General features: G+C 35.4%; 16 protein-coding genes and 2 tRNA genes. 5 read left to right on the top strand and 13 right to left on the bottom strand.

Going from position 1 to position 23720, the window contains the following annotated elements:
* The first annotated feature begins 3 nt into the window (after nt 1-3).
* Nucleotides 4-1587, top strand: coding sequence for a DHA2 family efflux MFS transporter permease subunit (locus A9D35_RS14930; protein WP_066224384.1), 1584 nt, complete (start codon nt 4-6; stop codon nt 1585-1587).
* A gap of 159 nt (nt 1588-1746) precedes the next feature.
* Nucleotides 1747-2796, top strand: a complete 1050-nt coding sequence (locus A9D35_RS14925; RefSeq protein WP_066224381.1) for a DUF481 domain-containing protein — start codon at nt 1747-1749, stop codon at nt 2794-2796.
* Nucleotides 2797-2883: 87 nt separating this feature from the next.
* Here the strand turns inward: A9D35_RS14925 and argS are convergent, their stop codons facing one another.
* Nucleotides 2884-4662 (bottom strand): arginine--tRNA ligase, encoded by a 1779-nt coding sequence (argS, locus tag A9D35_RS14920; RefSeq protein WP_066224378.1) that lies wholly within the window; start codon nt 4660-4662, stop codon nt 2884-2886.
* A 457-nt stretch (nt 4663-5119) separates the two neighbouring features.
* Between argS and A9D35_RS14915 the strand changes: the two genes are divergently transcribed.
* A complete protein-coding gene (locus A9D35_RS14915; RefSeq protein WP_066224375.1) occupies nt 5120-7195 on the top strand; it encodes a tetratricopeptide repeat-containing sensor histidine kinase in 2076 nt (691 codons plus the stop codon).
* Here the strand turns inward: A9D35_RS14915 and ctlX are convergent, their stop codons facing one another.
* The 8 genes from ctlX to porU form a co-directional block, all read right to left on the bottom strand.
* The gene (gene ctlX, locus A9D35_RS14910; RefSeq protein ID WP_066224372.1) at nt 7196-8131 is read right to left on the bottom strand and encodes a citrulline utilization hydrolase CtlX; all 936 of its coding nucleotides are present in this window, start codon (nt 8129-8131) and stop codon (nt 7196-7198) included.
* 63 nt (nt 8132-8194) lie between these two features.
* On the bottom strand, nt 8195-8842 hold the full coding sequence (locus tag A9D35_RS14905) for an HAD-IA family hydrolase (RefSeq protein ID WP_066224368.1): 648 nt from the start codon (nt 8840-8842) through the stop codon (nt 8195-8197).
* Between the two features lie 3 nt (nt 8843-8845).
* Nucleotides 8846-9526, bottom strand: coding sequence for an SDR family NAD(P)-dependent oxidoreductase (locus A9D35_RS14900; RefSeq protein ID WP_066224366.1), 681 nt, complete (start codon nt 9524-9526; stop codon nt 8846-8848).
* A gap of 156 nt (nt 9527-9682) precedes the next feature.
* Nucleotides 9683-11326 (bottom strand): pyruvate dehydrogenase complex dihydrolipoamide acetyltransferase, encoded by a 1644-nt coding sequence (locus A9D35_RS14895; protein WP_066224363.1) that lies wholly within the window; start codon nt 11324-11326, stop codon nt 9683-9685.
* A 2-nt stretch (nt 11327-11328) separates the two neighbouring features.
* Nucleotides 11329-12327, bottom strand: coding sequence for a pyruvate dehydrogenase (acetyl-transferring) E1 component subunit alpha (gene pdhA, locus A9D35_RS14890; RefSeq protein WP_066224358.1), 999 nt, complete (start codon nt 12325-12327; stop codon nt 11329-11331).
* 89 nt (nt 12328-12416) lie between these two features.
* Nucleotides 12417-12899 carry a cytidine deaminase gene (gene cdd, locus A9D35_RS14885; protein WP_066224356.1) on the bottom strand — a complete coding sequence of 161 codons (483 nt, stop codon included), beginning with the start codon at nt 12897-12899 and terminating at the stop codon, nt 12417-12419.
* Between the two features lie 107 nt (nt 12900-13006).
* Nucleotides 13007-14044, bottom strand: a complete 1038-nt coding sequence (gene porV, locus A9D35_RS14880; protein WP_066224352.1) for a type IX secretion system outer membrane channel protein PorV — start codon at nt 14042-14044, stop codon at nt 13007-13009.
* A gap of 33 nt (nt 14045-14077) precedes the next feature.
* Complete coding sequence (gene porU / locus A9D35_RS14875) at nt 14078-17959, bottom strand: type IX secretion system sortase PorU (protein WP_066226147.1); 3882 nt, start codon at nt 17957-17959, stop codon at nt 14078-14080.
* A gap of 264 nt (nt 17960-18223) precedes the next feature.
* On the opposite strand from porU, the gene gldJ reads away from it, so the two are divergent.
* Both gldJ and A9D35_RS14865 read left to right on the top strand, forming a co-directional pair.
* Complete coding sequence (gene gldJ / locus A9D35_RS14870) at nt 18224-19903, top strand: gliding motility lipoprotein GldJ (RefSeq protein ID WP_174545276.1); 1680 nt, start codon at nt 18224-18226, stop codon at nt 19901-19903.
* A gap of 70 nt (nt 19904-19973) precedes the next feature.
* Nucleotides 19974-21257, top strand: a complete 1284-nt coding sequence (locus A9D35_RS14865; protein WP_066224345.1) for a UDP-N-acetylmuramoyl-tripeptide--D-alanyl-D-alanine ligase — start codon at nt 19974-19976, stop codon at nt 21255-21257.
* Nucleotides 21258-21314: 57 nt separating this feature from the next.
* On the opposite strand, the gene A9D35_RS14860 is transcribed toward A9D35_RS14865, so the two are convergent.
* The 4 genes from A9D35_RS14860 to A9D35_RS14845 all read right to left on the bottom strand — a co-directional run bounded on the left by A9D35_RS14860 (nt 21315) and on the right by A9D35_RS14845 (nt 23720).
* A tRNA-Val gene (locus A9D35_RS14860) sits at nt 21315-21389 on the bottom strand.
* 86 nt (nt 21390-21475) lie between these two features.
* Nucleotides 21476-21550, bottom strand: a tRNA-Val gene (locus A9D35_RS14855).
* 64 nt (nt 21551-21614) lie between these two features.
* Nucleotides 21615-22832 (bottom strand): bifunctional folylpolyglutamate synthase/dihydrofolate synthase, encoded by a 1218-nt coding sequence (locus A9D35_RS14850; RefSeq protein WP_066224342.1) that lies wholly within the window; start codon nt 22830-22832, stop codon nt 21615-21617.
* Between the two features lie 3 nt (nt 22833-22835).
* Nucleotides 22836-23720 (bottom strand): energy transducer TonB, encoded by an 885-nt coding sequence (locus A9D35_RS14845; protein WP_066224339.1) that lies wholly within the window; start codon nt 23718-23720, stop codon nt 22836-22838.

The raw sequence follows: 23720 nt of genomic DNA, 5'->3' as shown, positions 1-23720 counted from the left end.
ATTATGCAAAATAAAGAAGACGAAAACAGTTTAGTTGAATACGGCTTTAGACGCGTAATTATTACCATAACAGCAGTGTTATGTGCGCTTTTAGAAATTGTAGACACTACTATTGTAAACGTAGCCCTTAACGATATGAAAGGGAGTTTAGGAGCGACACTAACCGATGTGGCTTGGGTAATTACGGCCTATGCTATAGCAAACGTTATTGTTATTCCTATGACGAGCTGGCTGTCTAAACAATTTGGAAGACGAAATTATTTCGCTACCTCTATCGTAATTTTCACCACCGCTTCCTTTTTATGTGGTAACGCTACCAATATTTGGGAACTCGTTGCTTTTAGATTTATTCAAGGTCTAGGTGGAGGTGCGCTATTGGTAACCGCTCAAACTATTATTACAGAGAGTTATCCAATGGCAAAACGTGGTATGGCTCAAGCCATTTACGGTATGGGCGTTATTGTTGGTCCTACCCTAGGGCCCCCTTTAGGAGGGTACATTGTAGATAATTATTCTTGGCCTTATATTTTTTACATCAATATTCCTTTAGGAATTATCGCCACCTTTTTAACCATTTTATATGTTAGAAGTCCGAAGTATGGAGAAAAACTAAAAGCAAGTCAAGTCGATTGGTGGGGTATTGTCCTTTTAGCCACATTTATTGGATCCTTACAATTTGTATTAGAACATGGTCAACAAGACGATTGGTTTGAAAACTCACTAATTGTAACCTTGAGTGTAACCTCATTATTTGGATTGATACTGTTTATTTGGAGAGAACTGGTTTACGAAAACCCTATTGTTAACCTCCGCGTTTTGCGAGATAGTAATCTAAGAATAGGAACCATTATGACATTTATTTTAGGTTTCGGTCTTTATGGCTCTACCTTTATAATTCCTATCTACACACAATCTGTTCTTGGCTTTACAGCCACCGATGCGGGATTATTACTTATTCCGAGTTCGATAACAACAGGGATAATGATGCCTATAATTGGTAAAATGATACAGAAAGGTGTACCACAAAAATACCTCGTTACGGCAGGGTTTGCCATTTTCTTTTTCTATAGCGTATGGATGTATTTAGAAATGACGCCAGATACAGGTGTAGAACATTTCTTTTGGCCATTGGTATTAAGAGGAGTTGGTTTAGGTTTACTTTTTGTACCCATTACAACTTTATCGCTTTCAACCTTAATAGGAAAAGATATAGGTGATGGTGCTGCCTTTACGGGAATGACTAGACAACTTGGAGGCTCTTTTGGAATTGCCATTATAACCACTATGATTTCAAGATGGAGCCAACAACATCGTGTCGATTTAATTCCTAACATAGATGCGACCCGATTTAACGTTCAAGAGCGCATTTATGGTTTACAGCATATGTTTATGGGGAAAGGATTTTCGGTAAACGAATCTTTAGACAAAGCCTATCAGATATTAGATTTATCGGTTAGTAAACAAGCCATTGTACTTTCTTATATGGATATCTTTTTATATTTAGGGGTGCTATTTCTGTTATGCGTACCTTTTGTACTTCTTATAAAAAAAGGAGCTGGAAAGGTAGATATGAGCGCTGTACATTAAACTTTAATTTTTTTTTCAACCCTCAAATCGTCCCCTTATTGTCTACCTTGGATTTTAAGGGGATTTAACATATTTTAAGAAAGTTTATTATCTTCGCGTTTTATACAGAAATCAACTCGTTTGATCACGCTTGAAAAACAACAACTAAACAACCTTCTTATGGTAAATCAAATTAAGAAACCCAATTGTTGCGCATTTATCCTGTTCTTAGCGCTCACCATGTTCTCCTTTACAAATACCTTTGCCCAAAAAGATACTTTAGTCTTGAAAAACAAAGACAAAATTATTGGGGACATAAAAGAAATGAATAAGGGTGTATTAACTTTTGAAACAGATTATAGTGATAGCGACTTTAAAATTTCTTGGAAGGATGTCGTAATTGTTCACAGTCAGCAAATGTATTTAATGACACTTTCTGATGGTCGCCGAATTAACAGTACGCTTCAAACTAAACCAGGAGATTCTACCAATGTTTCTTTAGCACATCATGGTGAAACCATTAACGTTCCTATTAACGACGTGGTATACATTAAAGCCATAGAACAAGGTTTTTTATCTCGTTTAGATGCGAGTTTATCTATTGGTTTCAATTTTGCTAAAACCAATAACTTAACGCAGTTTTCTATTTTAAGTAACCTTGCTTATACAGCCGACAAATGGGGTGCCACAGCGAGTTATAACTCGGTAAGAAGTAATCAAGACGATGTTGATGAAACCCATCGAACAGATGCAAGTATTGGTGGAAAGTACTTTTTAAAACGGGATTGGTTCTCTTTAGTAAACATAGATTTCCTTTCTAACGATGAACAGTTATTAAAATTAAGAACTTCAACCCAAGGGGGTATTGGTAAATATTTTGTTCATAGCAATCGTGTTTATTTTGCTACTGGTACTGGTTTAGCTTGGACTAATGAAAATTATATAGATCCTACTTTAAGTACCCAAAACAGTTTAGAGGCCTTTTTATCTTTAGAACTTAACATGTTCGATTACGACGATATTAGCCTATATTCTAAATTTGTTGTCTACCCAAGTTTAACACAAAAAGATCGTGTAAGAACCGATTTAAACATCAATGTTAAATACGATTTACCGTTAGACTTCTTTATTCAGCTTGGTTTAACACATAACTTCGATAGTCAACCTGCAGAAGGTGCCGCACGAACAGATTATGTTTTCCAAACTACTTTCGGTTGGGAGTTAGACTAATCTACAGCTAAAATTACAACATAAAAAAGCCTTCAGTAACTCTATATACTGAAGGCTTTTTAGTTTTATAAATATTGTGTTTTAACATTACATACGCTCTGGAGCATTAATTCCTAATAAACGAAATGCATTTTTAATAGTATTTGCCACGGCTTGCGACAATTGTACTCTAAATATTTTTTCATTCATATCGTCCGCTCCTAATATGGATACATTTTGATAGAACGAATTAAACTCCTTTACTAAATCGTAAGTATAGTTTGCTATTAATGCCGGACTAAATTGTGCGGCCGCCAACTGAATCGTCTCAGGAAATAATTGTAATTGTTTTAATAGTGATTTTTCTTTTTCGTGTAATTCAATTTTTGGAGTATCACCCGAAAAATCAAAATCTGCTTTTCTAATTATAGACTGAATTCTAGCGTAGGTATATTGAATAAATGGGCCTGTATTTCCTTGAAAATCTATAGATTCTTTAGGATCGAATAAAATACGTTTTTTAGGATCTACTTTTAAGATATAATATTTTAAAGCCCCTAGACCAATTGTATTAAATAACACTTCTTTTTCGTCTTGAGAATAGCCGTCTAATTTTCCTAATTCTTCCGAAATTTCACCAGCCGTTTCAGCCATTTCCGAAACTAAATCATCGGCATCTACAACTGTTCCTTCTCTACTCTTCATTTTTCCGCTAGGTAAATCGACCATACCATAACTTAAATGGAATAAGTTTTTGGCCCAGTCAAAACCAAGTTTCTGAAGAATTAAAAATAATACTTTAAAGTGATAATCTTGTTCGTTACCTACCGTATACACTAAACCACCAACATCTGGATAATCTTTTATACGCTGAATTGCGGTTCCTATGTCTTGCGTCATATAAACCGCTGTACCATCGGCACGTAATACGATTTTTTCATCTAAACCTTCTTCGGTTAAATCGCACCAAACAGAACCATCTTCTTTCTGAATAAATACCCCAGATTTTAATCCTTCAGCAACAAATTCTTTTCCTAATAAATAGGTATCGCTTTCGTAATAATAACAGTCGAAATCTACTCCTAGATTTTTATACGTTACATCGAAACCATCATAAACCCATTGGTTCATGGTTTTCCATAACGCAACGACATCTTCATCTCCTGCTTCCCACTTTAAAAGCATGTCTTGAGCCTCTAGAAGTATTGGAGCTTGTTTTTTAGCCTCCTCTTCCGATAATCCATCTGCTTTTAAGGCTTCTATTTCCTTTTTATATTCTTGATCGAATTTTACGTAATAATTCCCAACCAATTTATCGCCTTTTAATCCTGTGCTTTCAGGAGTTTCTCCATTCCCGAAACGTTTCCAGGCCAACATACTTTTACAAATATGAATCCCGCGATCGTTAATAATCTGTGTTTTATATACGTGTTTCCCTGAAGCTTTTAAAATTTCGGAAACACTATAGCCTAATAAATTATTTCTAATATGCCCAAGATGCAAGGGTTTATTGGTGTTTGGCGAAGAATATTCAACCATAATTGCCTTATCGCCTTCCTTTGGCGAGACATACCCGTAAGTCTCTTCAGCCTTAATACTGTTAAACCAGTTTTGGTAATAACTATCTGAAATTACAATATTAAGAAACCCTTTAACAACATTATAGCCAGTAACATCGTCGACCTCTTTTAGTAAATAGGCTCCAATACCTTCCCCAATTTGAACCGGATTTCCTTTTACAACGCGTAACATTGGAAAAACAACTACCGTAATATCACCTTCAAACTCTTTACGAGTCGATTGAAATTCTACTGATTCTAATTCGGCATTATATAGGGTTTTAACCGCTTGTTTGACATGTTGTGATAAAGACTCTTGAATACTCATTACAATTGATTTTATTAAGAGCGCAAAGATACTATTTTTATCCTTTTAATAGGAAGGTTTAGCCTGCGATACTTTATTAATAACTGAAGCTTATACTACCTTAAAAAATTATGGCTACAACTACTTAAAACCATTACATACAACGTTTAAAAAATAAAAAAAACGGTGCAGATGCAGAATGAGCAGCATTTGTCGTTTTTCTATGATATTGGTTATTTATCGATAATTTAAAATTTACACCACAATAGCTTTAACATTTTAACTAATAAATTGGTATTAAACCGCTTAAATTAGATTTATAAACCACATTTTATAACTTTGGTTATGTAATGCTATTATAATTAATTGTCTTCTTTGTGAGGGAGAAGATTTAACTAACTAAACTTAACTACGGATTCTTATTATATGGGCTAATTTTTTAGCACAGAACCATATAGTATGATACCATTGCACCTATATGAAAAAGATAATTTCTACAATTATTCTTTTATACCTATCTGTTGGTTTTGCCCAAACCAAAGCGATAGATAGTTTAACTGTGCAGTTAGCTTTTCAGAAAACAGATACCTCTAAAATTTCGACATCTATTAAGTTAGTTCAGGAATTATATGATGAAAATGAATATAATTTAGCCTTAAAATATATTTATGAGTCCGAAAAATTAGCAACTAAACTTAATTATACCCCTGGACTAAGTAAAATAGCATATTTAAAAGCTTTACTCTACACTCAAAAAGAAGATTACTTAAATGCAATTAATCATTTTTATGAAGCAAAAAATCTCTTTAAAACACTTCAAGATACCTTAGCTATTGCACGTATCAATAATCAAATTGGTTTAATCGAAATTTCTCGTGGCTATTATGAACAGGGATTAAATCACACTCTATCGGCTATACAAGAGTTAGAAAAAAGAAATCTAAACAAAGAACTTAAAAATGCTTATAAAGGTTTAGCTAGTGCTTATTTTAAAAATGAAAAATACGAACAAGCGATAGAATTTAATCTGAAACGTTTAAAGATTGAAGAACAATTTGGAAATAAAGACCAAATTATAGAGATTAATAAAAATTTAGCTGGCCTATATTCTATTGAAAAAGAACATCGAAAATCGATTGATTATTACGAACGTATTTTATTCCTTAATCCTGAAAACGATTCTATATTAACCGATATTCTTCCTAAAATTGGTCATGAATATTTACAATTTAGAGATTTTGACAAAGCACAAGCCTATCTCTCTAAAAGCTTACTCTTATCGCGGAAAACAAAACATATCCCCAGTTTAATTGAAGCTTTAAACACCACTGGCGAATTAAACTACAAACAAAACAAAACACATTTAGCAGAGAGACAATTAATAGAAGCTCATGCCTTATTACTTAGTAACCCGAACAAAACTGAAGAACTTAAAAATTATTGGCTTTTAAAAACTGTCGATTCTATACAGCAGGATTACCAAAGGGCCTTTATGTGGCAAAACAAATATTACAATTTAAAAGACAGTTTAGAACAAGCTAAAATTACCGAAGCTGCTGCTAAGCAAAATAAAATGCTAAACTTAGACCATTTCCAAGAAGCTCAAGCCATACCACTGCCTAATACGCCTCAAACAGATCTGGTAACCTTTGGCACAAATAAAAAAGATTTCGATAAACTTCAGCTTATTACTTACGCGCTTTTAGCCGCTTTCGTTATTGTTTCTACCTTCCTCGTGCTTATCTATAGAAACCGTGACAGACGTAATAAATACACGCTAGACCTTGAAGCAAAAACTAAGAAAATTGAACTTCAAAACGAAGCCATTCTGGAACAGTCTGCACATTTAGAAAACATAAATAATGTAAAAGATAAACTGTTTTCTATAGTATCTCACGATTTAAAAGATTCTCTAACCTCTATAAATGGGTTTATCGATTTACTTAAAGATGGCTCGCTAACACGACAAGAGTTCGACCGACTCATTCCTGAATTAAGCGAAAATGCTAATAATGCATCTTTATTGTTGTTCAACTTACTAAACTGGTCTAAATCGCAAATGGAGTCTTTAGAACCTAGCGCAACCATGTTTGATATTCGTGAAGTTTTTCATGATAAATTAAAACTCATAGAGCATAAACTTATAGACAAAAATATAGAACTCGTAGATAATACTCTGCGCGATTTTGTTTATGCAGATTATAGTATGATTGAAATTATTATTCAAAATCTACTTACAAATGCCGTAAAATTTAGTAAATCTGGAGACCGTATTACTATTGCCAATCATGTTAGTAACGGCAAAACAATCATAAGTATTCAAGATACAGGTGTTGGTATTTCTAAAGAAAATATTCAAAAATTATTTAAGTGTAATTCTTTTACCACAGTGGGAACCAAGAATGAAAAAGGTACAGGTCTAGGCCTTTCTATTTGCAAAGAATTAGTAGAACTTAATAATGGAAAAATCTGGGTTGAAAGCATAATGAACTCCGGTAGCACATTTTATGTAGAACTCCCTAAAGCGAAACAAGCTACTCCTGTTTTAACCTAATTATTGCTGTGGTAAAAATACCTCGGCCATCATACAACGTGCACTTCCGCCGCCGCAAGCTTCAATAGTATCTAAAGAACTATGCACTATTTTACAATGCTTAGTTATAGCATTAATTTGATTTTGGTTTAAAGATTCGAATGCAGACGTACTCATAATTAAAAACAATTCATCATTTGCACCTTTTACCTGAAGCATATTACCAGCAAAATGCTGCACTTGAGATTCTGTAATCGCTATTACTTCTTTTCCACTCATTTTTAAATGCTCAACCACCTGCTTGCGTTCCTTCTTATCGTCTATGCATTCCAAACAAATCACAGCAAAGGTCTCTGCCAAACACATCATTACGTTGGTATGATAGATAGGTTTTCTTTGATTATTTATGGTTTGATAAGCGGTAAATACTACAGGGAAATAATCAAAATCTTCACAAAACTCTATAAATAAATCTTCATCTGCTCTCGGAGATAAGGCACAATAAGCTTTCCCATTCGCACGATCTAACAGCAAGCTTCCAGTTCCTTCTAAAAAGACACCTTCGTCTTCTGCACTAGTATAATCCAGCACATCTTGAATAATAAACCCGTTATCCTCTAACACATCTAAAATATCTTCACGGCGCTCTAAACGACGATTTTCGGCAAACATAGGATATAAGCCCACCGTTCCATTTTCATGAAAAGAAATCCAGTTATTTGGAAAAATAGAATCTGGTGTATCAGTCTCTTCAGAATCGTTAACAACAATAATTTGTACTCCTATAGCTCTTAATTTTTCCACATAAGCATCAAATTCCTGTTGTGCTTTTGCATTCACGGTATCTGGCAAAACACCCTTCATTGCTTTTTGATAGTAATTATTAACAGCCGTTTGTTCGTTCATCCTAAAATTTACCGGACGAATCATTAAAATGGTATTCGTTGTTTGTTGCATGATGGAAGAAAATTTCGAGTAAAATTAATACAATTTTACGGTATAAAAACGAGAAGCAATTTATTATTTTGCTTGATTAATTAATGAAATTAATTGATTCATATTATCAAATTCCAAGGTTGGATATCCTTTTAATTGATTATGAACATCGTGAGCCGTATACCCAAACACATCAAATCCACCAGCTAAAGCTCCCGAAACGCCAGAATAACTATCTTCTACAACAAGGCATTCTTCGGGTTTAAAGCCCATAGTTTCTGCTGCCCATAAAAACACAGCAGGATCGGGTTTCCATTTGCCAATAGTGAAACAACTAAACAAACGACCTTCAAAATGTTCTAACAACCCTGTTAATTTTAAATTTAACCGCATTTTATCTTCTGGTCCGCTAGATGCTACACAAAAGGGCAACTCTAATTCGTCTAAAACCTCAGCGATTCCTTCTATAGGTTTAATTTGTTTTTTAAAGGCTTCTACACTTAATTTTCTATAGGTCGCTTCAAAATCATCTGGAATTGGAGAGGTAACCAAGGTTTTAATCTTTTCGATACACATGGTCATAGAACAACCTTTAAAAATTTTAATAGCGGTATCTATATCTAAATTAGCCCCATACTGATTGGCTAAATTAGCTAAAATACCATTGCTTAAGGCTTCACTATCTACAAGTACTCCATCGCAATCGAAAATGACACATTTATATTTACTCATAATTTAAGGGGTTGTTGATGATACTTGCAACACTTTCCCATTGTAATACGCATTGCTTGTTAATGAAAAATTAAAAATATAATCGGCCATAGCTTCTGCTGTTGTTGGAGCTTGATAGCCAGGAAAAGCTTCTTCTAGCATTTCGGTTTGCACTGCTCCTAAAGCCAACACATTAAACGCCATTCCCGAGTCTTTATATTCCTCGGCAAGTAATTCTGACAAGGTAATTACGGCTCCTTTGCTTGAACTATAGGCTGCCAATCCCGGAAATTTCATACTGCCTTGAATACCCCCCATAGAACTTATAGTAACCATATGACTCCCTTTTACCATAAACGGCAATAGAATTCTTGTGAGTTCGGCAACACCAAAGACATTAGTATTATACACCGTTTGAAAATCGGATTTGGATAATTCTGAAAACGGTTTATTAATTAAAATCCCTGCATTGTGAATTAAAATATCCACCTGTTTCCAATTGCTTTTCACAAAATCTTGAACACGAATAAAATCGTTATCCTCTTCTAAATTGAATTTAAAGGTCGTGACATTTTTAAGGTTTAAATCGCTAACAGGTATATCATTTCGAGATAATGCTAATACCTGATGTCCTGCTTTAGCAAAACACTTTACTAATTCAAAACCAATACCACGGCTTGTCCCTGTTATAATAACGTTTTTCATGCGTGTAAATTTTCATTTAAGATTTAAAAAACAAATATAATTGCCCATAATGAATTGACATAGTTTTTAATAAGACTTTATCTGTTTTGAGAATGTTATATTAACAAAAAAAGCCATCTCGAGGATGGCTTTTTTTATAATATATATACACTTCGATTATAACAACATCGAAATTGGATTTTCAATAAATCCTTTTAATGTTTGAAGGAATTGAGCTCCTGTTGCACCATCAACCGTTCTGTGGTCGGCAGCTAAACAAAGTTTCATAGTATTTCCTACAACAATAGCTCCGTCTTTAACAACTGGTTTTTGTACAATTGCTCCAACAGAAAGAATTGCTGAATTAGGTTGGTTAATAATAGAAGTAAAACTATCTATACCAAACATACCTAAGTTAGAAATAGTAAAGGTACTTCCTTCCATTTCTGCAAGCGATAACTTCTTAGTTTTAGCTTTAACTGCAAATTCTTTTACAGCAGCACCAATTTGAGTTAACTTTTGTTCGTCTGCAAATTTCACTACAGGTACAACAAGACCATCTTCTACAGCTACGGCAACACCGATATGTACATGATGATTTAATCTCATTTTATCATCGAACCATTGCGAGTTCACTTGTGGGTGTTGCTTTAATGCCATAGCACAAGCTTTAACCACGATATCGTTAAATGAAATTTTAGTATCTGGAACTGCATTTACTTCTTTACGGAACGCAATAGCGTTATCCATATCGAACTCAACATTTAAGTAATAGTGAGGTGCAGTAAATTTAGATTTCGCTAAGTTTTTAGCAATTGCTTTACGCATGTTAGAGTTTGGTAATTCTTCAAAACTCTCTTCAGAAGCAGCAAAACCGGCAGCAGATGCAGCGGCAGGAGCAGCTACAGGTGGCACAAAGTTTTCTACGTCACGCTTAATGATACGTCCGCTTTCTCCTGTTCCTTTAACGTCGGCAATATTTATTCCTTTCTCGTCTGCAATTTTCTTAGCTAAAGGAGATACAAATAAACGTCCGCCATCTTTAGTAACCTTAGGCGCTGCAGTTGGCGCAGCAGCTTTTGGAGCTTCTTGTTTAGCTGCAGCCTTAGGAGCTTCTGCTTTTGGAGCTTCGGCTTTAGGTGCTTCAGTTTTAGCAGCAGGTGCCGGAGCAGCCGTACCAAAATTACTAGCCACAGCAGATACATCTGTTCCTGCAGGACCAATAATAGCTAATAATGAATCTACTTTTGCAGTTTCTCCTTCTTTTAATCCAACATACAATAATGTACCTGAATTAAAAGATTCAAATTCCATAGTCGCTTTATCAGTTTCGATTTCCGCAAGGATATCACCTTCTTCTACAGTATCGCCTTCTTTTTTAAGCCATGTAGCAACAGTACCTTCTTCCATAGTGTCACTTAAACGTGGCATGGTAACCACCACAACACCTTCAGGAAGTTCTGCACTTGCAGCTGGTGCAGCAGGAGCCTCAGCCTCTGCTTCAGGAGCCGGAGCTTCTTCTGTTTTAGTTTCAGTAGCAGCTGGTGCCGATCCTCCACTAACAATTCCAGAAATATCTTCGCCTTCTTCACCAATAATGGCAAGTAATTCGTCTACTTTGGTTGTTTCTCCTTCTTGAACTCCAATATAAAGTAAAGTTCCTTCATGAAAGGATTCAAACTCCATCGTAGCTTTATCTGTTTCGATTTCGGCTAAAATGTCACCTTCCGATACTTTGTCTCCAACTTTTTTCAACCACGTTGCAACGGTACCTTCTTCCATGGTATCGCTTAGGCGTGGCATATTAATAATTTCAGCCATAGCTATATGTTATTTTTTAAAAATGGATAATCTTCTTGTTCGTAAACAACGTCGTACATAACGTTTAATTCTGGGAATGGAGATTCTTCAGCAAATTTTTCGCATTCGCTAACTCGCTGTTTCACTCGCTTATCTATTGCTTTAAGATCTGCTTCTGAAGCATATTTTTTATCAAGAATAATATCCTTAACCTGAGTAATTGGGTCAATTTTCTTATACTCTTCTACTTCAGCTTTTGTACGGTAATGTTGAGCATCACTCATTGAGTGTCCTCTATAACGATACGTTTTTAACTCTAAGAATGTTGGTCCACCTCCTTTACGAGCTCTTTGAATAGCTTCGTCGAAAGCTTCAGCAACTTTAACAGGGTTCATCCCGTCTACTGGTCCACTTGGCATTTCGTAACCTAAACCTAGTTTCCAAAGTTCTTCGTGGTTTGCAGTACGCTTAACAGAAGTTCCCATAGCGTATCCATTGTTTTCACAAACAAAAACTACAGGTAAATTCCATAACATAGCTAAGTTGAATGTTTCGTGAAGTGACCCTTGACGAGCAGCACCATCACCAAAACAACAAAGTGTTACCGCATCGCTACCGTGATATTTATCACCAAAAGCGATACCAGCACCTAAAGGAATTTGTCCACCTACAATACCGTGACCTCCGTAAAAACGGTGTTCTTTAGAAAATATGTGCATAGAACCTCCTAGTCCTTGAGACGTTCCTGTTCCTTTACCATATAATTCTGCCATAACACGTTTAGGATCTACGCCCATACCAATTGGTTGTACGTGATTACGATACGCGGTTATCATTTTGTCTTTTGTCAAGTCCATAGCATGTAAGGCACCTGCTAGTACGGCTTCTTGACCATTGTATAAGTGTAGAAACCCTCTTACTTTCTGTTGAATGTATACTGCAGCTAGTTTATCTTCAAACTTTCTCCAAAACAACATGTCTTCATACCATTTAATGTATGTTTCCTTTGTGATTTTTTGCATGAGTAACGTTAATTTAAAAACGAATAACAAAAGTAACACATTACACTTTAATGGAAAAACCGAATCTACTAAAAATTACATAAAAAAATTTACAATATCTCTTTTTCGAATATGAAAGGCAGCAAATTCCTTAAAGATTTCGATCGCATTATCGTCCCTGTCTCTCCCATAAAATATATATCGATTGGAGCATCTTGTTTTATTTCGTACTCTGCAATAGCTTGCCGGCATGCTCCACAAGGCGGAACAGGTGTTGTGGTTTTACTTTTTGTGGATCCTGCAATTAGTGCCATTTGAAGGATTTTAGCTTTTGGATATTGTGATCCTGCATAATAAATAGCTGTACGTTCTGCACAAAGTCCAGATGGGTAGGATGCATTTTCTTGATTATTTCCGGTTATAATCTCGCCATTGTCTAATAAAATTGCAGCTCCTACCAAAAAATTAGAATAAGGCGCATAAGCTCTTAGCCTTGCTTTTGTGGCCTGAGCCATTAATTTTGAAACGGTTTCTGGAAGTTCTGCCAATTCCTTATAAACTTCGAACTCTGTTTCTATTTGTATTTTCTCCATTATTAAAAATGCTTAAGATGCTACTAAAGATATAAAACTATTTAAAACAAAAACGATTGCCATAGGCAACCGTTTTTTTATACTTTATTTTATTGTGAAATCTATTTTTAATATTCGGTATACGTTCCAGGCCCCAGGTTGAACGTTAATGAGAAACGTAATGTGTTTTCTAAAGGACTTTGAACTTTTGACGTCGAGAATAAATAAGATAAATCAATATTGATAACATTATATTTAAATCCTGCCCCTAAAGCAAAAAACTGTCTAGCCCCTTTATCTTCTGCTTCATGAAAATATCCTGCTCTAAACCCAAAAGAATCTTGATAGGTATATTCTGCACCTAAAGCCCAAGTCCATTCTTGCATTTCTTCGCTAAAACCACCTGGAGCATCTGCCCAAGACTGGAACATTCCTTTTAAGAAACTCACGTCATTAGACTTTCCTTCATAAATAAGCCCATTGGTTGTTGAAATTTGATCACCTAAAACATCTACATCTTCATCGTACTCACCATTATCATCAATATCTTCATACTCGTACTCTGTTCCTAAAATTGGAGGTGTTGGCACTAATAATTTAGTTACTTCTCCTGTAATAGCTATTTTATTATAATCGTCTAAAATAAAATCGAAACCTCCTCCTAAACGTAAGGTTGTTGGCTGAAAGTTTTCAACTCCACCTTCATCGTATTTAAATTTTGGTCCGATATTTTGAATCGCAAAACCTCCTCTCCAACGACCATTAAAATCGTTGTAAGCTTCTTCTTCACTTTGGTAATATCCTGAAATATCTACTCCAAATGTTCCTGCTGCCTCGGCATCAATATCGCCTACATTTAATTTTAAATCTGAACGTAGGTAACGCATGGTTACAGCCATAGAGAACTGATCGTTTAATTTAAGTGCATAAGAGGCGTCTAAAGCAAATTCATTTGGACGTTGTACTAATGGATTTGAAAACTCATCTTGAGTAAACTCAATATCTCCTAGAGAACCAGCTCTTGCATCGGATGCGATTAATAAAAACGGAACTCCTGTGGTTATTACCCTAGAATCGTTAGGGTTTGGAATTATCGTTGTGCTGGTTTGCGCATGAATATTAAAAGCAAATAATACAAATAGAATGGCTAGTTGTGTTGTTTTCATGAATTTAATTTAGTTTACAAATATATATGTTTATTATAGGATAACAAGTTTCTCAATTTTTTCAACTGTTTTATTTAGTGCGGCAGACCGTACTTTTAGTTTATAAACGTAAACTCCTTTTCCTATTTTATCTCCAAAATCATCTCTCCCGTCCCAGACAATATCTCTAGATAACGATGAAGCTCCACTAATACAACATTCTGATGTATTTGTTTGTGCATTTATCGTTCTAACCAATTTACCGGAAACAGTAAAGATTTGTATAGAAACGTCTAAAGGCCCCGAACTATTGTGGTTAAACCAAAATTCTGTGTAATTTACAAACGGATTTGGGTAATTTAACACATTCGAGATCACTAAATTTTCATTTTCGTTATGTACAACAAACTGAATTTCGGAGGTTGAAGAATTATTATAAACATCCCAAGCTTTTACCGTTAAAGTATGCAAACCTGGCTCTAAATCCCTGAACGGATAATTAACAATACCACGCTGATAATCATCCACTTCAGTCTGATAATAATCATTTAAAACATACGGATTTGTTTCGTCTCCATCAATTATTGCAACAATATCGTGCCCAATACCACTCGCCGTATTGATTCCATTTTCATCTTCTAACTTTACCAATAATGAAGGTGATTCGTTAGTAATTCCTCCCGTCACAAAATTTTCATCATTCATAAAAATATTAATCACCGGCCCCGTATTATCTTCTGCTGCATTTTCGTTAATCCCTCCTACTTTTATAATATCTATACTCGCACCAGTCTGATCTTCTAAAGCCGTATCGGATTTCGCATAAAAACTAACCCGGCCATAGCCCACAGGAATACCAATATCACGCGGCACAACAAAATCGAAATTAAAGGCCCCATCTTTTACAGAAGCTTGACCTCTAAAAATAATTTCGCCAAGGGTTTTAAAATCCATAATATACACACTACCATTTACTACGGTCCCATCGTTACCTAACGTGCTTCGATTTATTTCTTTATCATAAATTATCGAAGTTAAAACACCATTATAATCGGTTAAAACATGGCCTGCAGCATCGGTAACTTCTCCGGCTAAATTAACACGCCCTAAAGCTTTTAATTGATCGACTTCTCCCGAAATCGGTTTTCCATTAATTGCCGTAAGTCTAATATTAGGTTTAGGAATAGCTAATTTCATGGCTGGGTCTCCAATATAAAACACCAAGTGCCTCTGACTTGTATTTGCAATAGACGAATTGGTTTTAGTTAAACGTAAGGCTTCCGCCATTGAAGGATATTCACCATCTGCATATTCATCGTTATTATTATATGAGAATAAATACTCGCTTAATACTGTATTGAAAGTGATACCAACACTTACAAATATCTGTCGTGTAGTTGTTATTAAACTAATGGCAGCACCGTTAGGATTCCAAAAGGTTACTTCTCCTGCCGTTTCCCGTAATGGATTATCGAAACGAGTAAACTCGCAAGTCACCGTAACAAAACAATTCATTCTATAATTATTAGTTAGCGAGAGGGCGTCGGGTTTCATAAAAATACGTTCATGAGCTAAACCATCTTCGCCTCCGTGTCCAAAATAATTAACAACCAATGCTCCGGTTTGCATGGCATTTACCATAGCCTCGTTTACTTTTGGATATCGATTCCCTCCGGCAGAGGATTCCTGTTTATAAGCATCAGAATGAATTTTAGTCACATTCATAAATGGTTTTTTATCAGAAACTTCATCAGCAATTTTATCGGTAGTTTGTTCCAAACTCACCTCCCAAGCTTCATCGACATCATCGGAAACCATAACCACACTATTACGCCAACTTCCGTAAGACCCTTCGTTATAATAACGCGCAATTTTATCTACCATTTCTTTGGCCTGACTAGGGCTATCGGCAATAATTCTTCCTAAAGCTATATCTAATTTATCACTAGTTTCCATAGCACCTTCGTTTTCATCCATCATTCCATAAAAATCATCAGATACAAATGCATTAGTCAAATTAAAACTAGAATAGGCATGCCACGCGGGTACAATATTGGTGTTATTAGTTAATCTATTTTTATAATCGTAAGACCCATCGCCAAACATACATAGATATTTTATTCGCTTCTCAGGACTACTTGCATTATCGTATATATATTTTACAAAATTTCGAATGGCAACAATTTCCTGATTTCCGGAACTAAACTCATTATATATAGCTCCCAAAGTAGCCACTTTTACATTTAAACCGTATTGTTGTTTATTAATTTCTGCCAATCGTACGGCTTGCGAATAGAAATTTGTAGGCGTTACGATAAGGTAGTCTACATCTTGAAATTCGCCATTATCGTTAAAAAATACCGTCCCTTTTAAATCTTGATTATCGATTGTAGTTTGAGAATCACGCTGAGGCTCATAATAATCTGAACTTGTTACCGCCACAAAAGTCTCCAAACGTCCTGCTGGTCGCTTAAAGTTAAGAGTTGCTTGAGCTGTTGAATTGGACAGACTTGACACAGCGTATGGGTTGGTTACATTCCAAATCTCGTCTACGTTTGATGCATTCGATAATTGGTATTCTACAGTTCCGCTGGTTTGAGCTACTTGGGTATTGTAAAATCCGAATTGCTTTCCGTAGAACCTCAAATCGCGTGTGGCCTCTAACGAAATATAATCTAAATAGCCTAAAGCACTTGGGTTTCCATTTTTATTATAGGTTAAACTTACCGCAATGCTAGAACTAGTACTTAGCAAACTAGTATTTAACGTTCGGTCGTTGGCTAAATTAGAATCGGTAGCCGCAGAAATATTTAAAGTAGCTACAGAAGTTCCGTTTACAGACACTCCAAAACTAGAGGCACTATCTGAGGTAGAGGCAACAACAGTTTTAAATTGTATGGGTACCGAGGTTACTAAGTCTGGCACATTAAATGTAAAGGTCTTTTGAAGCGATACATCAAATCGGTCTCCAAACCATCGCCTCCCTAATTGCACTAAATTATAGTCGTCGTTTTCATGAAATAAATAGGTCTGATGCGTATCTACAACAAAATCTGTAGCCAGATCTGAACTCACAAAAGGCTGAATACGCTTTCCTTCTTCACCTCCAACTTGTAAAAAATAAGAGGTTCTTGTAGTATAGCAATTTATATTTGTGTTGCTGCTTTCGTTATACCCCTTAGGCCCTGTGGCATAAAATAAAATATAATCGCTATCGTTGAAACTACCGTCCTCTTCTCCTACAACCTTAATGGCATTTTCAACAAGATCGAAATATTGAGGTTCAGAATTCATATAGGGCATCATTTGCCCCCCGTAGCCAAAAATCTTAAACCGTTTCGGGTTTACACTATTTACATTTACCCCCAAATCTCTTAAAAAGGTCTTCGATAATTTATAAACACCCGTAGTATCTACATAAAATTGAAACCATTCTCCATTTTTTAAAACAGAGCTAGATATTCCTGGCGTTGTATTCGTATTTGCCGTACGATTTGTATTGACCGTAGTGTATACCAAATTAAATGAGGTGATTTTTTTATAAGAATTTGCGCCGTCTTTAATTATAGGAGATACTTCCAGAAAAGCATAGGTTACTTGCCGCGCTACAGATTTTGTCAATTTAAATTCTAATTCATCTGGAATGGTTGAAACATCTAAACCTTTTAATTCTGCGTTCGAAATTGTGGTATACGAGACGTTTTCTAATCGCGCAGACGTTTCATTAATCGAGCTACTAATTTTCCATTGCGAGACAAACTTTAATCCGTCTTCTAGATTATAATCAAAATTATCTTTATTAAACGCTGGCACCTGAAAAGCAAATGTTCCATCAGAAATTGTTTCATAACCTTCCCAAGCAATCTGAAATTGTTTTTGCTGAGAAAACCCTAACATAACGGTTAATAAGAATATAAATACTAGTGTTTTTTTCATTATTTGAATAACGTTTAATGCCATTTATTAGTATAAAGTCTCGTTTTTTTTCAGAATTGATCCAAAAGTACAATAATATTTTATGAAATTATCCGTTTATACAAAACACTAAAACATGAGGAAAAACGGGAAAAACATCGGTATAATGATTAAAAAATAGGATGAAATACATTTTTTTTGACTCAAAATTGATAAAATCGCTTGCGGTATAAGGTTAAATTCTTATATTGCGACACCAAAAACAACATTTGCTTACCTAAAAGTATGGATATGAAAAACATAGTAACCGTAAAGGGCTTGTTAATAATAACGCTCGCTTTATCCGCGATTAGCTGTAAAAATTCTGGTTCGAAAAACAGTTCGAAAGCCACAGGATGGGAAATCAACTCTAAAGATGGAGGTTTCCAATATAACACGCAGTATAAAGAACAAGAGACAGCACCTGGCTTGGTGTTTATTGAAGGAGGAACTTATACCAAAGGTCGCGTTCAGGACGATGTTATGCACGACTGGAATAATACACCTTCACAACAACACGTACAATCCTTTTATATGGATGAAACGGAAGTTACTAATATCATGTATCTTGAATATTTAGATTACCTAAAGCGTATCTTCCCTCCTGCTCAAGATGGTTTTAGAGCCATTTATAATGGTGCTTTACCAGATACTTTAGTTTGGAGAAACCGTTTAGGATATAACGAAGTAATGACCGATAACTACTTACGTCACCCAGCATACGCAGAGTATCCTGTTGTTGGTGTTAGTTGGATTCAAGCGGTTGAATTTGCAAAATGGAGAACAGATCGTGTTAACGAACACAATTTGGCTAAATCTGGTTACTTAGACAAAAAAGCATTACGTACAGACGTTACTGCAGATTCTAACTTTAGTACAGATACCTATATTAATGCTCCTTCTCAGACCTATTCTGGAAACGAAGAAATTAAAACAACGGGGAAAAACAGAAATGTAAGAACCGATGCCGATGGTAACGAAACTAACATTTATGCTACTAGAGAAACAGGGATACTTTCTCCACAATACAGACTACCAACAGAAACGGAGTGGGAATATGCTGCTCTAGGTCTTTCTGAATTAAGAGAGTATAACGTTTATAGAGGTAGAAAAAAATACCCATGGGACGGACAATACACCCGTTCTGGAAAACGTAGAACTTTAGGTGACCAAATGGCGAACTTTAAACAAGGAAAAGGAGATTACGGTGGAATCGCTGGTTGGTCTGATGACAATGCAGATATTACGGCTAAAGTTAAATCGTATGCCCCTAACGATTACGGTTTATACGATATGGCTGGAAACGTTGCCGAATGGGTTGCCGATGTATACAGACCAATTGTAGACGATGAGTTTAACGACTTTAACTACTACCGTGGAAACGTTTATACTAAAAATGCAATTAATGAAGACGGGACCGTAAAAATTGTAACGACAGACAATATCGTTTACGACACTTTAAGTAATGGTAGAGTGGTTGCAAGAAACTTACCTGGAGACATCCTACAAGTTCCTGTTGATGAAGACGAAACCTACCTAAGATCGAATTTCGATTCTAGTGACAACCGTGACTTTAGAGATGGTGACAGACGTTCTTCTCGTTATTTCGCAGAAAATTTTGATGATATGGAAGGTGGAGAAGATGCTAATACTAGAAAAATGTATCACTCTCCATCAAACACTATTAGCAGAGATTCTGCTGGAAATATTATTAGAGAATACGACAAATCCAACGATAAAACATCTTTAATTAGCGACGAGGTTCGTGTTTATAAAGGAGGTTCTTGGAAAGATAGAGAATTCTGGTTAGATCCAGCACAAAGACGCTACTTCCCTCAAGATATGGCAACAGACTATATCGGGTTTAGATGTGCAATGTCTAGAGTTGGTTCTAAAACAAAATCAAAAGCTAAAACAAGACACTAAATATTAAAATATTTGTTTTTTATAAAAAAGTCCTAACCCTGTGTTAGGACTTTTTTTATACATTTATATCATGAAAATATCAGATTTACACGCCCTTTTTTTAGACTGTAATGCGGTTTGTACAGACACTAGAACAGTTAAACAAAACGATTTATTTTTCGCCTTAAAAGGTGATAATTTTAACGGAAATACATTTGCCTTAAAAGCCATTAAAGCTGGTGCTAAATTTGCCGTTATCGATGAAGCAGCATACCACATAGAAAATAAAACGATTTTAGTAAACGATACTTTAAAAGCTTTGCAAGACTTAGCCACTTTTCATCGCGAGTATTTAAACATACCTATTATTGGGCTTACAGGTAGTAATGGAAAAACAACAAGTAAGGAACTCATAAATGCCGTGCTATCTCAAAAATATTCAACCACCGCAACCATAGGCAACTTAAACAACCATATTGGGGTGCCCCTTACTTTACTTTCTATGAATTCGAATACAGAAATAGGAATTGTAGAAATGGGTGCTAATCACCTTAAAGAAATTGAATTGCTTTGCAACATCGCTAAACCCAATTTTGGATATATTACAAACTTCGGAAAGGCACATTTGGAAGGTTTCGGGAGTATAGAAGGCGTGATACAAGGAAAATCTGAACTTTATGCATTCCTAGAGCAAACTCAAGGTCTTGCTTTTGTAAATGCTAATGATAGCAAACAATTAGAATTAACAGCTACACTTAACAGGTACACATTCGGGAACCACAACACAACCGCCAACACAACAATAGAATTAGTTTCTGCCGATCCTTTCGTGGTTTCAGAATACAACAGTAATGAAATTACAAGTCAACTTATTGGCGTTTATAATTTCACTAACATTTCTGCTGCAATCGCTATAGGAACTTATTTTAAAATGAATCCCGGTAGTATAAAAAAAGCGATCGAAGGCTATACCCCAACCAATAATCGTTCTCAAATTATAACAACAGGTACTAACAAAATAATTTTAGATGCCTATAATGCGAATCCTACCAGTATGAAAGCTGCTTTAGAGAGCTTTTCTAATCTTAAATCAAACAATAAAATAGCAATTATAGGCGATATGTTTGAATTAGGCAACACAGCCAAAGTAGAACATCAGGCTATTGTGGATTTAGTAACCAATTTACACATAGACAAGATTTATATTATTGGTAAACTATTTAAGACTACAACATTCACTTCGCGTAAAATAGAATCGTTTGAAACCTTTGAAGATTTTAAAAACACTTTAAATCTAATACACATAACAGATACTAACGTATTGATAAAAGCATCTAGAGGTATGAAATTAGAACGTATTCTCGATCTTATATAAAATCCTTTAAAAACAAAAAAAGCTTCTCAAAAAATGAGAAGCTTTTTTATTTATTTGTGGGCGCAGAGGGATTCGAACCCCCGACCCCTTGGGTGTAAACCAAGTGCTCTGAACCAACTGAGCTATGCGCCCTAATATTATATTAGGTGTTTCAATACCAATTGATTTTTTACTAGCTAAAAAATCATAAAAAAACTTCTCATGTCGAGAAGCTGTTGTGGGCGCAGAGGGATTCGAACCCCCGACCCCTTGGGTGTAAACCAAGTGCTCTGAACCAACTGAGCTATGCGCCCTATTTAATAGGTGTGCAAATATAAGCCTGTTTTTGATACTACAAAAACTTTTTTTTGTTTTTTTTTAAATTATTTCTGCGACTACAAAAGTACTTCCTCCAATGTAAATAAAATCGTCTTTTTTAGCATCCTTTAAAGCAGCTTTATAAGCTTCATTTACAGAATTATAACTCGAACCATTAAATCCTTCTTCTAAAAAATAAGTTTTTAAAACCTCAGAATCCATACCTCTTGGTACATCGGGTTTACAAAAATAATAAATGGCCTCTTTTGGTAATAAAGGTAAAATAGACGGTACATCCTTATCATTTACAACACCAAACACCATATGTAAGCCATTATAATCTTCATTTTGAAGCTGCTTCATTACCTCTAAAAGTCCTTCTTTATTATGCCCTGTATCGCAAACTACTTTTGGATGCTCACGCAATACTTGCCACCTCCCTTTTAAACCGGTATTTTTTGTAACAAATAACAACCCTTGTTTCACACTATCTTCTGTAATAGTGTATCCTAATTCTCTTAAAACATCTACGGTCTGTAATACGGTTTTAATATTCTTAGCCTGATAAATTCCCTTTAAATCGCTTATAGGAATTTGTCGAATAGCTTGATCTGCAAATAGAATGTTTGAAGACTTTCCTTTGGCTATTTTTCTAAACACAGCTTCGGTTTCTCTATGGGTTTCTCCGATAACAACAGGAACTCCTGGTTTTATTATCCCACCTTTTTCCGAAGCAATTTCTTCTAAGGTGGTTCCTAAAAATTGTGTGTGGTCTAATCCAATATTAGTAATTACAGAAACTTCTGGTGTAATAATATTCGTAGAATCTATTCTCCCTCCTAAACCGACTTCTATAACTGCAATATCGACTTGCTGCTTGTTAAAATTATCGAAGGCCATACCAACGGTCATTTCAAAAAAAGATAAATTTTGAGTCGTGAAAAACGTTTTATTTAATGCAATAAATTCTGTAACAAAGTCCTCCGACACCTCGATACCATTTATTCTAATCCGTTCACGAAAATCTTTTAAATGCGGAGAGGTATACAAGCCTACTTTATAACCTGCTTCTTGAAGAACAGATGCTAACATATGACTGGTAGAACCCTTACCGTTTGTACCAGCAACATGAATGGTTTTAAAATGCCTTTCAGGATGATTTAAATGTTCGGCAAGTTTTAAGGTATTTGTAAGATCCTTTTTAAACGCTGATTCTCCTTGACGTTGATACATGGGAAGTTGTGTAAACATCCATTGTACGGTTTCCTGATATGTCATAATTTATTGACCTAAACTAAAATCTATACTTACAAAACCTATTTGCCTTACGGGTGCATTAGGGTCTGGTCGCCACTTATGAGACATGGCTATTTTTTGGGCTGGCTCCATTAAACAAGGACTATTATTCTCGGTACCTTTTACGCCTGGTTCAGCCTTGGTTACCTCTCCTTGTCTATTAACCTCTATACGAACAACCACTAAACCAGATTCGTTACAATCTTGTTTAATCGTTTTAAATGATGCTTTACCTCTTCCGTTTAATCCATAGCCAACACCTCCGCTTCCAGAACCTGACCCTCCAAAATAACTTGCAGCATAAGGATCTCCGTCTAACTGACCTTTATCGCCAACTTTATCATCGTTACCCTCACTACCTTTTCCTGCGCCTTCAGATTTCATTACACCTCCCATTAAAGCATCTAATTTCTTTTTCTTCTCTGCTTTTTCTCGTTCTTCTTTAGCAACACGTTCGGCTTCTGCTTTAGCTTTCGCATCTGCCTCTGCTTTAGCTTTATTTTCGGCTTCTTTTTTAGCCTTAGCTTCTGCTTCCTTTTGTTTTTTAATGGCTACAGCTTCACTATTATCTTCGGTTAAAACCTCTTCTTTTACTTGCGAAGCTTCTGCTGGGGCTGGTTTTACGGGTTCCGGTTCAACAACTTCTTCTGGGATTTTATTCACCTTAACCGGTTCAGATTTAATAGGTGCGTCGGGCTGAATGTTACCGCTACCAAAGTCGGTAGTACCAAAATTAACTGCAATACCATATTCTTCGGGCGGATCCATATAAGGAGGCCCCACTACAAACAATAACAACAGAACGATTACACTAATTAATAGTGTAATTTTAGCAGAATTGCGCTCGTGTTTAGTTTGTAGGTATTTCAT

It is taken from the genome of Formosa haliotis, from assembly GCF_001685485.1.
GTDB classification, from domain to species: Bacteria; Bacteroidota; Bacteroidia; order Flavobacteriales; family Flavobacteriaceae; genus Formosa; species Formosa haliotis.
The sequence above is the reverse complement of the archived record's forward strand: the minus strand, read 5'-3'. Positions and strand labels throughout refer to the sequence as shown.

What these genes read in the sequence shown, in the direction of transcription:
- A9D35_RS14930 (WP_066224384.1), top strand. Translation starts at nt 4, where the DNA reads ATGCAAAATAAAGAAGACGAAAACAGTTTAGTTGAATACGGCTTTAGA.
- A9D35_RS14925 (WP_066224381.1), top strand. Translation starts at nt 1,747, where the DNA reads ATGGTAAATCAAATTAAGAAACCCAATTGTTGCGCATTTATCCTGTTC.
- argS (WP_066224378.1), bottom strand. Translation starts at nt 4,662, where the DNA reads ATGAGTATTCAAGAGTCTTTATCACAACATGTCAAACAAGCGGTTAAA.
- A9D35_RS14915 (WP_066224375.1), top strand. Translation starts at nt 5,120, where the DNA reads ATGAAAAAGATAATTTCTACAATTATTCTTTTATACCTATCTGTTGGT.
- ctlX (WP_066224372.1), bottom strand. Translation starts at nt 8,131, where the DNA reads ATGCAACAAACAACGAATACCATTTTAATGATTCGTCCGGTAAATTTT.
- A9D35_RS14905 (WP_066224368.1), bottom strand. Translation starts at nt 8,842, where the DNA reads ATGAGTAAATATAAATGTGTCATTTTCGATTGCGATGGAGTACTTGTA.
- A9D35_RS14900 (WP_066224366.1), bottom strand. Translation starts at nt 9,526, where the DNA reads ATGAAAAACGTTATTATAACAGGGACAAGCCGTGGTATTGGTTTTGAA.
- A9D35_RS14895 (WP_066224363.1), bottom strand. Translation starts at nt 11,326, where the DNA reads ATGGCTGAAATTATTAATATGCCACGCCTAAGCGATACCATGGAAGAA.
- pdhA (WP_066224358.1), bottom strand. Translation starts at nt 12,327, where the DNA reads ATGCAAAAAATCACAAAGGAAACATACATTAAATGGTATGAAGACATG.
- cdd (WP_066224356.1), bottom strand. Translation starts at nt 12,899, where the DNA reads ATGGAGAAAATACAAATAGAAACAGAGTTCGAAGTTTATAAGGAATTG.
- porV (WP_066224352.1), bottom strand. Translation starts at nt 14,044, where the DNA reads ATGAAAACAACACAACTAGCCATTCTATTTGTATTATTTGCTTTTAAT.
- porU (WP_066226147.1), bottom strand. Translation starts at nt 17,959, where the DNA reads ATGAAAAAAACACTAGTATTTATATTCTTATTAACCGTTATGTTAGGG.
- gldJ (WP_174545276.1), top strand. Translation starts at nt 18,224, where the DNA reads ATGGATATGAAAAACATAGTAACCGTAAAGGGCTTGTTAATAATAACG.
- A9D35_RS14865 (WP_066224345.1), top strand. Translation starts at nt 19,974, where the DNA reads ATGAAAATATCAGATTTACACGCCCTTTTTTTAGACTGTAATGCGGTT.
- A9D35_RS14850 (WP_066224342.1), bottom strand. Translation starts at nt 22,832, where the DNA reads ATGACATATCAGGAAACCGTACAATGGATGTTTACACAACTTCCCATG.
- A9D35_RS14845 (WP_066224339.1), bottom strand. Translation starts at nt 23,720, where the DNA reads ATGAAATACCTACAAACTAAACACGAGCGCAATTCTGCTAAAATTACA.